Source organism: Anaeromyxobacter sp., assembly GCA_016718565.1.
Taxonomy (GTDB): domain Bacteria; phylum Myxococcota; class Myxococcia; order Myxococcales; family Anaeromyxobacteraceae; genus JADKCZ01.
Genome location: JADKCZ010000010.1, coordinates 201223 through 214407, shown reverse-complemented (window position 1 = coordinate 214407; position 13185 = coordinate 201223). Strand labels below are relative to the sequence as shown.

11 protein-coding genes are annotated in these 13185 nt (G+C 75.6%); 3 read left to right on the top strand and 8 right to left on the bottom strand.

Features of this window, described 5'->3' with window-relative positions; genetic code table 11:
- Positions 1-130 precede the first annotated feature (130 nt).
- The 3 genes from IPO09_17660 to IPO09_17650 are packed head-to-tail and all read right to left on the bottom strand — an operon-like array spanning position 131 to position 3857.
- On the bottom strand, positions 131-1282 hold the full coding sequence (locus tag IPO09_17660) for a response regulator (protein ID MBK9519136.1): 1152 nt from the start codon (positions 1280-1282) through the stop codon (positions 131-133).
- A complete protein-coding gene (locus IPO09_17655) occupies positions 1279-2562 on the bottom strand; it encodes an HDOD domain-containing protein (protein MBK9519135.1) in 1284 nt (427 codons plus the stop codon). The genes IPO09_17660 and IPO09_17655 overlap by 4 nt, the downstream gene beginning before the upstream one ends.
- Positions 2559-3857: a response regulator gene (locus IPO09_17650; GenBank protein ID MBK9519134.1), complete on the bottom strand. Its 1299-nt coding sequence runs from the start codon at positions 3855-3857 to the stop codon at positions 2559-2561. The genes IPO09_17655 and IPO09_17650 overlap by 4 nt, the downstream gene beginning before the upstream one ends.
- A 283-nt stretch (positions 3858-4140) precedes the next feature.
- On the opposite strand from IPO09_17650, the gene IPO09_17645 reads away from it, so the two are divergent.
- Positions 4141-4608, top strand: coding sequence for a response regulator (locus tag IPO09_17645; GenBank protein MBK9519133.1), 468 nt, complete (start codon positions 4141-4143; stop codon positions 4606-4608).
- Here IPO09_17645 and IPO09_17640 read toward each other — a convergent pair.
- The 5 genes from IPO09_17640 to IPO09_17620 all read right to left on the bottom strand — a co-directional run bounded on the left by IPO09_17640 (position 4592) and on the right by IPO09_17620 (position 11035).
- Positions 4592-5641: a uroporphyrinogen decarboxylase family protein gene (locus tag IPO09_17640; GenBank protein ID MBK9519132.1), complete on the bottom strand. Its 1050-nt coding sequence runs from the start codon at positions 5639-5641 to the stop codon at positions 4592-4594. The genes IPO09_17645 and IPO09_17640 overlap by 17 nt on opposite strands.
- On the bottom strand, positions 5638-6279 hold the full coding sequence (locus tag IPO09_17635; GenBank protein MBK9519131.1) for a cobalamin-dependent protein: 642 nt from the start codon (positions 6277-6279) through the stop codon (positions 5638-5640). The genes IPO09_17640 and IPO09_17635 overlap by 4 nt, the downstream gene beginning before the upstream one ends.
- Positions 6280-6423: 144 nt before the next feature.
- Entirely contained in the window at positions 6424-7515 is a 1092-nt protein-coding gene (locus IPO09_17630; protein ID MBK9519130.1) for a hypothetical protein, read from the bottom strand.
- A gap of 150 nt (positions 7516-7665) precedes the next feature.
- A complete protein-coding gene (pta, locus tag IPO09_17625) occupies positions 7666-9810 on the bottom strand; it encodes a phosphate acetyltransferase (GenBank protein MBK9519129.1) in 2145 nt (714 codons plus the stop codon).
- Between the two features lie 34 nt (positions 9811-9844).
- Positions 9845-11035, bottom strand: coding sequence for an acetate kinase (locus IPO09_17620; protein MBK9519128.1), 1191 nt, complete (start codon positions 11033-11035; stop codon positions 9845-9847).
- Positions 11036-11203: 168 nt separating this feature from the next.
- On the opposite strand from IPO09_17620, the gene IPO09_17615 reads away from it, so the two are divergent.
- Positions 11204-11497 carry a hypothetical protein gene (locus tag IPO09_17615; GenBank protein MBK9519127.1) on the top strand — a complete coding sequence of 98 codons (294 nt, stop codon included), beginning with the start codon at positions 11204-11206 and terminating at the stop codon, positions 11495-11497.
- 296 nt (positions 11498-11793) lie between these two features.
- The gene (locus IPO09_17610; GenBank protein MBK9519126.1) at positions 11794-13179 is read left to right on the top strand and encodes a nitronate monooxygenase; all 1386 of its coding nucleotides are present in this window, start codon (positions 11794-11796) and stop codon (positions 13177-13179) included.
- Positions 13180-13185: the final 6 nt, after the last annotated feature.

Sequence of the window (13185 nt, the reverse complement as noted above, 5' to 3'; positions counted from 1 at the left end):
GCCTTGATCTCCAGTGGAGCCTTTTCCCGCGTGAGTTCATAGCCACGCTCCGTCAACACCGACGCATGAGCCCAGCACCCCGCGTCCGGGCCGGGTCGCCCGGGACCGGGGGCGGGACCGGGCCGATGGCCTATGGCCGGCTGCCCACCACGACGCGGAGCGGCTCGCGCACGCCCACCGTCAGCCCCTGCAGCCGCATCAGCAGCCCCTGCGAGACGGTGAAGCCGCGGGCCACCAGCAGCACGCCGGCCAGGCTGGTGACGTCGGCCGCCAGCACCATCCCGGCCTTGAGCTGCCAGAGGGCCAGCTCCAGCACCTCCGCGCCCTCCCGGCTGGCCACCTCCTCGACCAGCACCGCCAGCAGCTGAGGATCGTAGAGGCCCGGCCGCCCTTGCAGCGCGGCGGCCGCCTGCACCGCCCCGAGCCCGGAGGTCTCCAGGGTGTCGAGGTCCACCGCCAGCCGGAGCAGGCGCGCCCCCAGCGGCAGCCCGGCCCCCTTCTCCTTGGCGTACGGGTCGTCGGCGCCGTCGTAGCGACGCCCCTGGGCGGCCAGGATCTCGCGCACCGGCCCCAGCCTGGGGACGTTGGCCAGCAGCTGGTCGGCCAGGGCCGGCACCCGATCGGCCTGCACCTGCTCGACCGGGGTGAGCGGCAGGCCCTGGTGCAGCTTCTCCACCAGCGCCGCCGGCAGCTGCAGGCAGCCCAGCTGGGAGAGCTGCGCCGCCACCTCGATGTGCCAGCGATCGGCCACGTGCAGGCGCGTGCACAGCGCCGCCACGGTGCGGTGCAGGCGGGTGGCCCGCCCGAAGGCCAGCGGGTGGGCCAGCGCCAGCACCTCGGAGAGCGCCTTGACCGCGCCGGTGAGGGTCTGCTCCAGCAGCTCCCGCTCGGCGTGGAGCAGGCGGTGCTGCTCGGCCGCGGCGTCCAGCGTGGCCAGCATGGTCTCGGGCGGGCAGGGCTTCACCAGGAAGCGGAAGATCTGCCCCTCGTTGACCGCCGCCAGCGCCGAGCTGAAGTCGGCGTGGCCGGTCAGCAGCACCCGCACGGTGTCCGGCGAGGTGGCCCGCACCCGCGCCAGGAAGGCGGCCCCGTCCATGCCCGGCATGCGCATGTCGGAGACCACCACCGCGAACGGCGCCTCCTGGTCGATGGTGACCAGCCCGGCCCCGCCGCCCGACGCCAGGCTCACGTCGAAGCGGCGCCCCAGGTGGCGCTTCAGCCCCTCGAGCACCATGGGCTCGTCGTCCACGCACAGCACCCTGGGCCTGGAGAGCGCGGTCACGGGCGGCCCCGCTCTTCCTGGTCCAGCCTGGCCAGCTCCCGGTCGGCCAGCTCGGCCCAGGCGGCCTGGCTGCCGGCCATGAGCCGCGCCAGCGCCTGCGGGGCCTCCTCGGCGGCGGGGTGGTCCTTGGACGCGGCGTGGGCCAGCAGGTTGGCCGCCCCCACCGCCTCCACCGTGTCGAGCCCGCCGCGGGCCAGGCGGGACTCGTCGTGGTGGAAGGCCACCGCCTCCAGGATGGCGTGCGGCAGCCCCCACAGGCCCAGGAGGTAGGCGCCCACCGCCGCGTGGTCGGCCCCGACCACCTCGCGCTCCAGCTCGATCTGCGGGCGGCGCTCCGCGGCGGCCCGCCGGCCGGCCTCGGCGTAGGCCCCGGGCAGCCGGTCGAGCAGCACCAGCTTGCCGGCGTCGTGCAGCAGCCCGGCGGCGAAGGCCACCTCGCCCCGCACCGGATCGCCCACCATGCGTCGGGCCAGCCGCGCCGTCAGCGCGGCGTGGCGCTCGAAGCGGGCCAGCTCGGCCGAGCGGACCGCGCCCGCGAAGGACGCCTGCACCTCGAGGGTCAGGGCCAGGTGGCGCAGCGTGTTGGTGCCGATGTAGACGATGGCCCCCTCGATGCTGGCGACCTGGTGGGCCAGCCCGTAGTAGGCGGAGTTGACGAACTGCAGCACCCGGGTGGCCATGCCCAGGTCCTGCTGGACGATGCCGGCCAGCTGCTTGACCTCCACGTCCGGGTCGCCCAGCGCCAGCGTGAGCCGCTGGTAGACCCTGGGCACCGCCGGCAGCGAGCCCATGGCCCCCACGGTGCGGCGCAGCGCCTCGCTGCACAGCACGTCCTGCAGCTCGATGGCGCGCTCCACCACCGCCACCAGGGTGGCCGCGTCGCACGGCTTCAGCAGGTACTGGTGGGCCACCGCGCTGGCCTGGGCCACCGCCGCCAGGTCGGCGTAGCCGGAGAGCACCACCCGGGCGGCGTCCGGCCAGCCCGCCTTGACCTGGGCCAGCAGCGCCAGGCCGTCCATGCCCGGCATCCGCATGTCGGTGACCACCACGTCGGCCGGCTGTTCCGCCAGGAACGCCAGGGCCTCCGCGCCGCCCTGGGCGAAGCGCATCGACCAGCGGTGGCGGTGCTCGCGCAGGGCGTGGCGCAGGCCGCTCAGCACCGCCGGCTCGTCGTCCACGAAGAGGAGCTGCCGCGGCGCGGGCGCGGCCGGGGCGACCGGGGCGACCGGGTTCGCCGGAGGCGCAGTGCCCGGCGCGGCCCGCGGGGCCAGGGCCGTCACGCCGCCACCTCCGCCACGGGAGAGGCGCCAGCGCCGACTGGCAGCCGCACGAAGAAGGTGGCGCCCACCCCCTCCAGGCTCTCGAAGCGCAGCGTCCCCTTGTGCTGCTCGACGATGTTTCGGGCGATGGCCAGCCCCTGCCCGGTGCCGCGCCCCACCTCCTTGGTGGTGAAGAAGGGCTCGAAGATCTTCTGCCGGATGTCCTCCGGGATGCCGCCGCCGGTGTCCGAGATGGCCACCACCACGGCGTCGCCGTCCACCGAGGTCGCCACCTGGATGTACCCCCGCCCCTCGGTGCCCTTGACCTTGTCGGCGATGGCGTGGGCGGCGTTGACGATGATGTTGAGGAACACCTGGTTGAGGTCGCCGGCGTGGCAGCACACCAGCGGCAGGTCGGCCAGGCTGGTGCCCACGTCGGCCACGTACTTGTACTCGTTGCGCGCCACCTCGATGGTGGCGGCCAGGGCCCGGTTCAGGTCGGTGGCCACCATCTCCTTCTGGTCCGGGTGGGCGAACTCCTTCATGGCGCGCACGATGGAGGCCACCCGCTGCACGCCCTCCAGGGTCTGGGCCACCGTGGACGTCACGTTCTCCAGGAAGTAGGCCAGGTCGAGCCGCTCGGCGGCGCGGGCCAGCCCCTGCCGCACCTCCTCGGGCGCGCCGGCCAAGGCGGCCGCCTGCAGGTCGAGCATCTGGTGCAGCGCCTCGAAGGCGTCGCCCATGAAGCAGGTGTTGTCCCCGATGAACTGGATGGGGGTGTTGATCTCGTGGGCGATGCCGGCCGCCAGGCGGCCCACCGCCTCCAGCTTCTGCGACTGGGTCAGCTCCAGCTGCAGCCGCTTCGACTCGGAGTGGATGCGGACCACCTCGGCGTGCTGCGCCCTCAGCTCCCGGTACATCCGGTAGGTCCGCACCGCCGCCGCCACCCTGGCCCGCAGCTCCTCCGGCCCGTAGGGCTTCTGCAGGAAGTCGTCGGCCCCGGCCTCCAGCGTGCGCAGCGCCTTGCGCTCCTCCCCGGTGATGAGGATGAAGGGGATGTGGCGCAGGGCCGGATCGCCCTTGACGAGCCGCAGCAGGGAGGCGCCGTCGAGGCCGGGCATGTCGAGGTCGGAGAGGATGGCGTCGGGCGGGTGGGCGTGGATGAGCTTGAGGGCCTCCACCCCGTCGGCCGCCGCGCTCACCTGGTAGGCGTCGGAGAGCACCGCCGACACCAGCACCCGCTGGGTGGCCGAGTCGTCGGCGAAGACCAGGTGGGGCCTGCCGGCCCGCGGCGAGTCTCCCGGCGCGTCCTCCACCGGAGGTGCGCGGGGCGGCGGGGCGCTTGGCGGGATCCGTTCCACGACCTCGGTGGTGCATACCTCGCGCCTCCGCGCGGCGGCCCGCCCCCGCTCCGCGACGCCGCGCACACGGACGCTCGGGCCTCGCCGCCTGCGCTGGATCAAGCCGCGGCGCCTTTGGGTGAGGTGGTTCCCCCGACCCTGGGGCCGCCGCGCCCCCGACGCGGCGTCGGCCTTTCCCAGCCCTTCGGGGCCGTGGCGTGGGCACAACGGGTGCACCTCACCGGCCAGGAGGTCTTCCATGCCCCGCGCCACCGTCCTGCTGGTCGACGACGAGGAGAACACCCTGTTCGGCCTGGGCCACGCCCTGCGCAGCCAGGGCTACGCGCTGCGCTTCGCCGCCGGCCCGCGGGCCGCGCTGGAGCTCATGGACCGGGAGCCGGTGGACGTGGTGGTCTCCGACTACCTGATGCCCGGCATGAACGGGCTCGACTTCCTGGCCGCGGTGCGGGAGCGCTTCCCCGACACCGCCCGGATCATGCTGACCGGGCACGCCGATCCGTCGGTGGCCATCGACGCCATCAACCGCGGCCAGATCTACAGGTTCCTGCAGAAGCCCTGCGACCGGGTGGAGCTGCAGGTGACGGTGAAGCTGGCCTGCGACCAGTTGGCGCTGGAGCGCGAGAACCGGCGGCTCCTGGCCCTGCTGCGCAGCAGCCCGGAGCTGGCGGCCCGGCTGGAGGGCGAGCCGCTCACGCCGGATCGGTGAGCTCCGGGGCGACGGGGTAGCGGCCGTGGTGGCGCACCGCCTCGGCCACCTCCTGCAGCACGGCGAGCGGCACCTGCACCGGGATCTCCCCGTGGTGCTCGGTGAGCACGAAGCCCCCGCCGCGAGCCGCGGCGCCCACCGCCAGGCGCACCCGACGGTCGCACTCCGCGGGCGTCCAGTGGCGCATGGAGATGCCGTCCAGCCCGCCCAGGACGGTCGCCTGGCCCCGGCAGGTCGCCTTGAGGGCGGCCAGCGACTCGCCGCTGCCGGCCACGATGCCGGCCGGGCCCGCCGAGAGCAGGTCCGGCGCCGCCCGGATGGCCGGGGCCGAGGCCAGCGACAGGACCAGCGGCGCGACCCGCGCCGCGAGGGCGCGCAGGCCGGGTAGCCCGAGGCGCCGGTAGAGGCCGGCGGGCGTCATCTGGGTGGAGGCCAGCGGCTCGGCCACCACGATGGCGGTGGCCCCGGCGCGCAGCTGGGCCGCGCCCCAGCGGGCGGCGAACTCGGCGTTGACGGCCACCAGCCGCTCCGCCAGCGCCGGCTGCTCCACCAGCAGGTCCAGCCAGGGACCCAGGCCGAGCTGCATGGCGGGCAGGGAGAACGGGCCGATGACCGCGCCCAGGACGTCGACCCGCCCGCCCACCCGCGCCCGGAGGAGGCGCAGGGTCTCGAGCGAGGCGCGCAAAGGCGCCACCTCCTCGGGCACCGGGGGCGCCAGCCCGGCCAGGTCCTGCTCGCGCAGCGGCGGCGCGCCGGGCGTGGGCGGGCCGTCCTCGTGCACCTCCACGGTGCCGCCGAAGGCCACCACCTCGCCGGCCGCGTGGTGGAAGCTGGTGACGAAGTCGTGCCCCAGCAGCGCCAGCATGGCCAGCTGGCCCTCGGCCACCCGCTCCGGGCGGGCGAAGTACTCGGGCAGCGTCAGGCCGAGCTGGGCCGCGCCGTGCATCGTGGCGGGCAGGAAGAAGGGGACGCGATCGCCCTCGCGCTGCGACAGCGCGGTGCCGACCCGCTCGCAGGAGGTGAGGGTGGTCATGCGCACCTCCCGCCGAGGCGGTGCACCAGCGCCAGCGCGTCGCCGGCGCTGCGGCCGCACGCGTCGGCGCCCACCTCCAGGTAGAGCTCCGGGTCGAGCCGGAAGGGGGCCCCGCCCACCACCACCCGCATGGCCGAGCCGGCGTCGCGCAGCCGGCGCACCACGTCGTGCACCTTGAGGGCGCCGCGCAGCATCAGGGTGGAGACGAGCAGCACGTCCACCCGCGCCTCCAGCGCCTGCGCGACGAGCACGGGCGCCGACAGCCCCACCCCCAGATCGAGCAGCGCCACTCCGCCCGCCCTGAGGTGGGCCGCCACCAGCCGCTTTCCGAGGACGTGCTGGTCCTCCAGCACGGCGATGGCCACCCGCGCGTCCCCGGCCTGGCGGGTGCGCGGCAGGGGCTCCAGCAGCTCGGTGGCCACCTCGGCCGCCCGGCCCGCGCCGTAGAGCTCCACCAGCGAGATGCGCCCCTCCTCCCACAGGTGGCCGACGCGCTCCAGCGCCGGCACCAGGGCGAGGTCGATGATGTTCTCCCTGGTCTCATGGGGCACGAGCTCGGCCACCAGCCGCACCACAGCCTCGCGGTCGCCCATGGTCAGGGCGCGCTGGAAGACGTGGATGGCGAGGGCGGCGTCCACTGACCGGAGGAGCCTGCATGGATCGTGACAGCCCGGGCGCGGCGCGGTGCCGCGGGCGGGACGCGCCGCGTCGGGCGGCCGGTCGGCGGAGCCTGAGGCGGGGACCACCCGCACCAGCAGTCCTTCCCGCGGCCGGCGGGCAGGTCAAGGCGCGGCGGCCGCCAGGATGGCCTCGGGCAGGAGGCCGAGGTCGGTGAGGCCGTGCACGAAGGCGCCGGGCCCGGCGAAGGCCGCGTCCACCCTGCGGCCGAGGGCCGTGCGCTCGAGGGGGCAGCCCACCAGGGCGCGCTCCAGCGCGGCCAGCGTGGCGGCGGGGGCCATGAGGTCGCCGCGCAGGCGCACCTCCTGCACCCGCGCCCCGTCGTGGCGCAGCAGCACCTCGACGAACCCGGCCGCGATCTCGGCCACGCCCGAGCGGGACAGGCCGGCCTCGTCCTCCAGGGCGGGGAGCGGCGGCGCCTCGGGGAGCGGGGCGTCGAACGGCTCGAGGTCGCGGCCGGTGGCCGCGGCGTAGGCCCGGGCCAGCACGTCGGCCATGGCCACGGCGTCGGCGAGCGGCGAGGGCGGAGTCGCCGCGGCGCCGGGCTGCCCCTCGGCGGCGGGGACGCCAGCCTGGGGGGCGGCGGCCGGGCGCGCCGGGGCCTCGGCCCTGAGCGCCGCCAGGGTGGCCGGCGGCGGCCCCTCGACCCGGGGATCGGCGTGCTCCGGGTAGCCCCGCAGCCCGGGCGGCAGCGCCAGGTCGCGGCGCACCGCCACCAGCGCCTCCAGCGCGGTGGCGCCGCCGGCGGTGGTCTCCTGCGAGACCACCGCCACGCGGCGCGTGCCCGAGGAGACGAAGTCCCGGCCGAACCAGGCGGCCGAGCGCGCCCCGCCGGCGCGCAGCCCGGCCAGCAGGCCTCGCACGTAGCGGTTCAGCACCTTGTCGGCGCCGAAGGGCCCAGGCACCAGCGCCGCGCCGGGCGGCACCGCCAGGAAGACCCCCAGGGCGCCCTCCCCCACCAGCAGGGCGCGGCCGCCGCCGACCCGCCGCACCAGCGGCAGCCCGGCGGCGCGCGCCGCCTCCAGCCGGATCGCCGAGGCCGCCCGCTGGTGCCGCCCCAGCAGGACCGCCTGGCCGGTGAGCGGGGCGGTGAGCAGCACCGGGTCGACGCCCTCCCGGTCGAGGAGGGCCAGCGCGCTGCGGGTGAAGCGCTCGGCCGGACAGGGCTCGAGGCGGGCGTGGAGGAGGCGGGCCATGGGCGCTGGATGTAACGCGGCCGGCGCGGCGCGCCCGACGGCGGTCGGGGTCCCCCTCGACTCCGCGCCTTCGGCGCTACGCTCGGGGTGAGCGGCCAAACTGCTCGAGGTGCTGGTGGATGTCGCGGCCGCGGTCGGCCGGCCCGGCCCCTACCGCCCCGCCCGCCGCGCCTGCTCGGCCTGGATGGCGGTGAGCGTGATGGTGAAGACGATGTCCTCCACCAGGCAGCCGCGCGACAGGTCGTTCACCGGTTTGGCCAGGCCCTGCAGCATGGGGCCGATGGAGACCACGTTGGCGCTGCGCTGCACCGCCTTGTAGGCCACGTTGCCGGTGTTGAGGTCCGGGAAGATGAGCACCGTGGCGCGGCCGGCCACCGGCGACGTGGGCGCCTTGGCCCGGCCCACCTCCGGCATCACCGCCGCGTCGTACTGCAGCGGCCCGTCGATGGCCAGGTCGGGGCGCGCCGCGCGCGCCAGGTCGGTGGCCCGCTTCACCTTCGCCACGTCCTCGCCGGCGCCGCTGGTGCCGGTGGAGTACGAGAGCATGGCCACCCGCGGCGGGATGCCGAAGGCCGCCGCCGAGTCGGCGCTCTGGATGGCGATGTCGGCCAGCTGCTCCGCGGTGGGGTTGGGGTTGACGGCGCAGTCGCCGAACACCAGCACCTGGTCGGGCAGGCACATGAAGAAGACCGACGACACCAGCGTGCAGCCCGGCGCGGTCTTGATGAGCTGCAGGGCCGGCCGGATGGTGTGCGCCGTGGTGTGCAGGGCCCCGGACACCAGGCCGTCGGCCTCGCCCAGCGCCATCATCATGGTGCCCACCATGATGGCGTCGCCCAGCTCGCCGGCGGCGATCTCCGGCGTCATGCCCTTGGCCTTGCGGGCCGCCACCAGCGGGTCCACGTAGCGCGGGGCCACCTTGGCCGGGTCGATGATCTCCACCGAGTCCGGCAGCGTGATGCCCTGCCGCTGCGCCACCGCCCGCACCTCGTCCGGCGCGCCCAGCAGCACGCAGCGGGCGATGCCGCGGTCCTGCACGATGGCCGCGGCGGCGACGGTGCGGGGCTCGGTGCCCTCCGGCAGCACGATGCGCTTCTGGGCGGAGCGGGCCGCCTCGACGATGCGGTGGCGGAAGGCCGGCGGGGAGAGGCGCGGCTCGCGGCCGGTCTTCGCCAGCGCGTTGATCCAGGCCGGGTCGATGCGGTCGGCCACCGCGGTCATGACCCGGTCCAGCCGCTCGCCGTCGTCCACCGGGATCTGCAGGTTCATGCTGGCCACCTTGGAGGCGGCGGCGTAGCTGCCGTCCGGCACCGCCAGGATGGGCAGGCCGGTGCGCAGGGCCTGCTCGCACAGGTCGAAGACGTGGGGCTCCGGGACCACGCCGCCGGTGAGCAGCAGGCCGGCCAGCGGCATGCCGTTCAGGACCGCCAGCGCGGCCGCCACCACCACGTCGCTCCGGTCGCCCGGGGTGATGAGGAACCCGCCCGGCTTGAAGACCTTGATGGAGCCGGGCACGTTCATGGCGCACAGGGCCACGCTGCGGATGCGCCGGTGCTCCAGGTCGCCGGCGCGCAGCACGGTGGCGCCGAGCGCCGCCACCAGGTCCTTCACCCGCGGCGCCGCCAGCGCGCCGTGGGCCGGGATGACCGCCAGCGGCAGGAGCTTCTCGGCCCGCAGGGCGGCCTGGTAGGCCTCCACCTCGGCGGCGGGCACGTCCTGCTCCTCGGCGCCGGCGTCCACCCAGAGCGAGCGGGACTCGGCCACCGGCACCCCGGGCTGGCGCGGGCCCACCCGGTTGACGATGCAGCCCACCGGGCGCCCGTCCATGCCACCGCCGAAGCCGCGGGCGGCGATGGCCATGCCGCTGGCCAGCTCGGCCGGGCTCTCGCCGCGCGGCGCCGCCACCAGCACCAGCTCGGCGTCCAGCGCCTTGAGCATCAGGGCGTTGACCCGCGTGGAGTAGACGATGCCCGGCTCGGGCCACATGCCCTCCACCACCAGCACCTCGGCCCCGGCGGCCGCCTTGTTGCACAGGGCCACCACGTGCTCCATCAGCGTCTGGTCGTCGCCGGTGGCCAGCAGCTCCTCCACGGTGGCCCGGGAGATCGGCGCCGGCGGGTCGAGGCGGGCGCCCAGCCGCACCAGGGGGAGCGAGTGGTCGTAGCCGCGCGCCGTGATGGGCTTGGCGAAGGCCACCCGGATGCCCTGGCGATCGAGGGCCCGGACCAGGCCGAGGCAGGCGGTGGAGAGGCCGGTCTGGCGGCCGGTGGGGGCGACGAAGAGGGTGTGGGCCATGGGGGGGGCTCCCTGGGGGCTACGCGGGGACGGCTCAGTCGCGGCTGCGCTCGATGATGGCGGCGGTGTCCATGGCGATCATGAGCTCCTCGTTGGTCGGGATGACCACCGCCTGGGGTGACAGGCTGGTGGTGATGCGGCCGTGGCTGGCGCGGCCGTGGGTGGCGTTGGCCTCGGGATCGAGCTTGAGGCCGGTGAACCCGAGCAGCTCCACGATCTTGGCGCGGATGGCCACGGCGTTCTCGCCGATGCCGCCGGTGAAGATCAGCGCGTCGAGGCGCCCCAGCGACACCAGCATGCCGGCCGCGCCCTTGGCCACCGAGTGGCAGAACTTCTCGACCGCCAGCGCGGCCCGCTCGTGGCCGGTGGCGGCCGCCTCCTGCAGCGTCCGCATGTCGTTGGAGAGCCCGGAGATGCCGAGCAGGCCGGAGCGCCGGTTGAGGGAGTCCATGACCTCGTCGGCGGTGCAGGAGAGCGCCGCCTTCATGTGGGAGATGATGGAGGGATCGATGGAGCCGGAGCGGGTGCCCATGACCACGCCGTCGAGCGGCGTCAGGCCCATGGTGGTGTCCACCGACTGCCCGTTGCGCACCGCCGCCAGCGAGCAGCCGTTGCCCAGGTGGGCCGTGATGATGGCGTGGTGGTAGGGGTCGAGGCCCAGGCGCTTCACCGCCTGCTCCGACACGTAGCGGTGGCTGGTGCCGTGGAAGCCGTAGCGGCGCACCTGGTACTTCTCGTACCACTCGTAGGGCACCGCGTAGAGGTAGGTCTGCGGCGGCATGGTCTGGTGGAAGGCGGTGTCGAAGACCGCCACCTGCGGCAAGGCGGGGAAGAGCTCCTGCGCGATGTGGATGCCGCGCAGGTTGGGCGGGTTGTGCAGCGGCCCGAGCGGGATGCACTCCTTGATGCGGTCGACCACCTCCTCGGTCACCGGGATGGAGCCGGAGAAGCGGGCGCCGCCGTGGACCACGCGGTGGCCCACGCCGGCCAGGTCGCCCGCCAGCCCCACGAACTTGAGGAGCTCCACCACGGCGCGCAGCGCCACGTCGTGGTCGGCGTCCGGCAGGGCGCGCTGGTGCTTGGCGCCGTCCACCTTCCACTCGAGGGTGGCGCCGGGCGAGCCGAGCCGCTGGGCCAGGCCGGAGATGGACTCGAGGCCAGTGGCCGAGTCGATGACCGCGAACTTCGCGGAGGAGCTGCCGCAGTTGAGGACGAGGATGTTCAAGGAGACCGGTCCGGCTGGAGGGACACCAATGGTGACACGCGGCGGGGCGTTCTTCCAAGGGCGGTGCAGGCGCCCCGATCGGAGCCTTCGACGCGCCGCGGCAAGCGATACCGCCGGGGGCGGGCCAGGACGCGGGCGCCCTGGGGACGCCGCCGCTAGGCACAGGAGATGCGAACCGGACTGGCGCTCGCCGCGCTGCTGCTCACCCTGGAGGCCCGCGCCGACTGCACCCCGGCCGCCCCCGCGGCCCTGGCCGAGGCGGAGCGCGCCGCCGGCGACGCCGAGCACAAGGCCGATCAGGCCGAGTCGGTCTCGGTCCGGTCGGGCAACCCGGGCGCGGCGCGACGCGCCGAGCAGGCCAGGCGGGAGGCGGTGGAGGCGCGGCGCCGGGCCAACGCGGCCGCGTGCCTGGTGGCGCCAGCCACGAGCCCGCCGCCCGTCCGGCCACCGCCGGGGTACTGAGCCGGAGGCCGGCGGTGGGCGGCGCCGGCCCCCTCGCCGCGGCGTCGGCCGCCAGGTCGCGCGGCCCCTTCCCGGAGGTGTTGTGGTGGCGAGCGCCGGGGGGTTCCGGTTAGGGTGAGCCCTGGCTCGCGCCGGCGGCGGCGAACGTTCGCGCCGTCGACCTCGGGCGAGCCAGGACCCGGCCGCACCGACGCGGCGCTGAGCAGCCACGGAGGCTTCAACTGACTGCCGCCATCGAACCCGCTCCCGTCGAGCCGCCGCCGGTTGGCGGGCTGCCCCGCATCATCCAGGGGGGCATGGGGATCGGTGTCTCCAACTGGCGCCTGGCCAACGCCGTGGCCCGCGCCGGCCAGCTCGGGGTCGTGTCGGGCGTGGCCATCGACGCCGTGCTGGCGCGCCGGCTCCAGGACGGCGACCCGGGCGGCCACATGCGGCGCGCCATGGAGCGCTTCCCCATCCCGAAGGTCGCCGCGGAGGCGCTGGCGCGCCACTTCCGCCCGGGAGGCCGCGAGCCGGGCAAGCCCTACGCGCTGCTGCCCATGTACCAGCAGGAGGTCTCCCGCGCCCGCGACCAGTTCTCGGTCCTGTCGGCCTTCGTCGAGGTGTGGCTCGCCAGGGAGGGCCACGCCGGCCTGGTCGGCATCAACCTGCTCACCAAGATCCAGATGGGGAACCTGGCCTTCCTCTACGGCGCGGTGCTGGCCGGGGTGGACTACGTGATCATGGGCGCCGGCATCCCGCGCGAGATCCCGGGCGCGCTCGACGCGCTGGCGAGGCACGAGCCGGCCCAGCTCCGGCTCGACCTCATGGACGCCGCGCCGGGCCAGGCGGAGTACCTGCGCCTCGACCCGGCCGCGCTGTGGGAGGGCGCCGCGCCGGTCCCGGTGACCCGCCCCCGCTTCCTGCCCATCATCGCCAGCAACCTGCTGGCGACCATGCTGATCAAGAAGGCCACCGGCCGCATCGACGGCTTCGTCATCGAGGGGCCCACCGCCGGCGGGCACAACGCCCCGCCGCGCGACCGCGGCGTCTCCACCGAGACCGGCGAGCCGCTCTACGGCCCGCGCGACGTGGTGGACCTGGAGCTGATCCGCAAGCTCGGCCTGCCCTTCTGGGTGGCCGGCAGCGAGGGGCGGCCGGACCGGCTGCGGGTGGCGCTGGCGGCCGGGGCGGCGGGCATCCAGGTCGGCACGCTCTTCGCCTACTGCGACGAGTCGGGCATCACCGAGCCCTTGCGCCGCTCGATCCTGGAGGCCGCCCTGCGCGGGGCGGTGCGCGTCCGCACCGACGCCCGCGCCTCCCCCACCGGCTTCCCGTTCAAGCGGGTGGCCTGGGAGGGCGATCCGGCCGTCGGCGTGGACCGCAAGCGCATCTGCGACCTCGGCTACCTGCGCGACGCCTACGGGCGCGGCGAGAAGGGCATCGGGTACCGCTGCGCCAGCGAGCCCGAGGACCAGTTCGTCGCCAAGGGCGGCGCGCCGGAGGAGCTGCCGGGCCGCGAGTGCCTGTGCAACTCCCTGCTCGCCACCGTGGGGCTCGGGCAGCTCCGCGAGGGGGGCCAGGTGGAGCCGCCGCTGCTGACCAGCGGCGACGAGGCGGCCAACCTGGCGGTGTTCCTGGCCGGCCGGAACCACTACGCCGCGGCCGACGTGGTGCGGTGGCTGCTGGACGGGGCGGCCTGAAGCGGG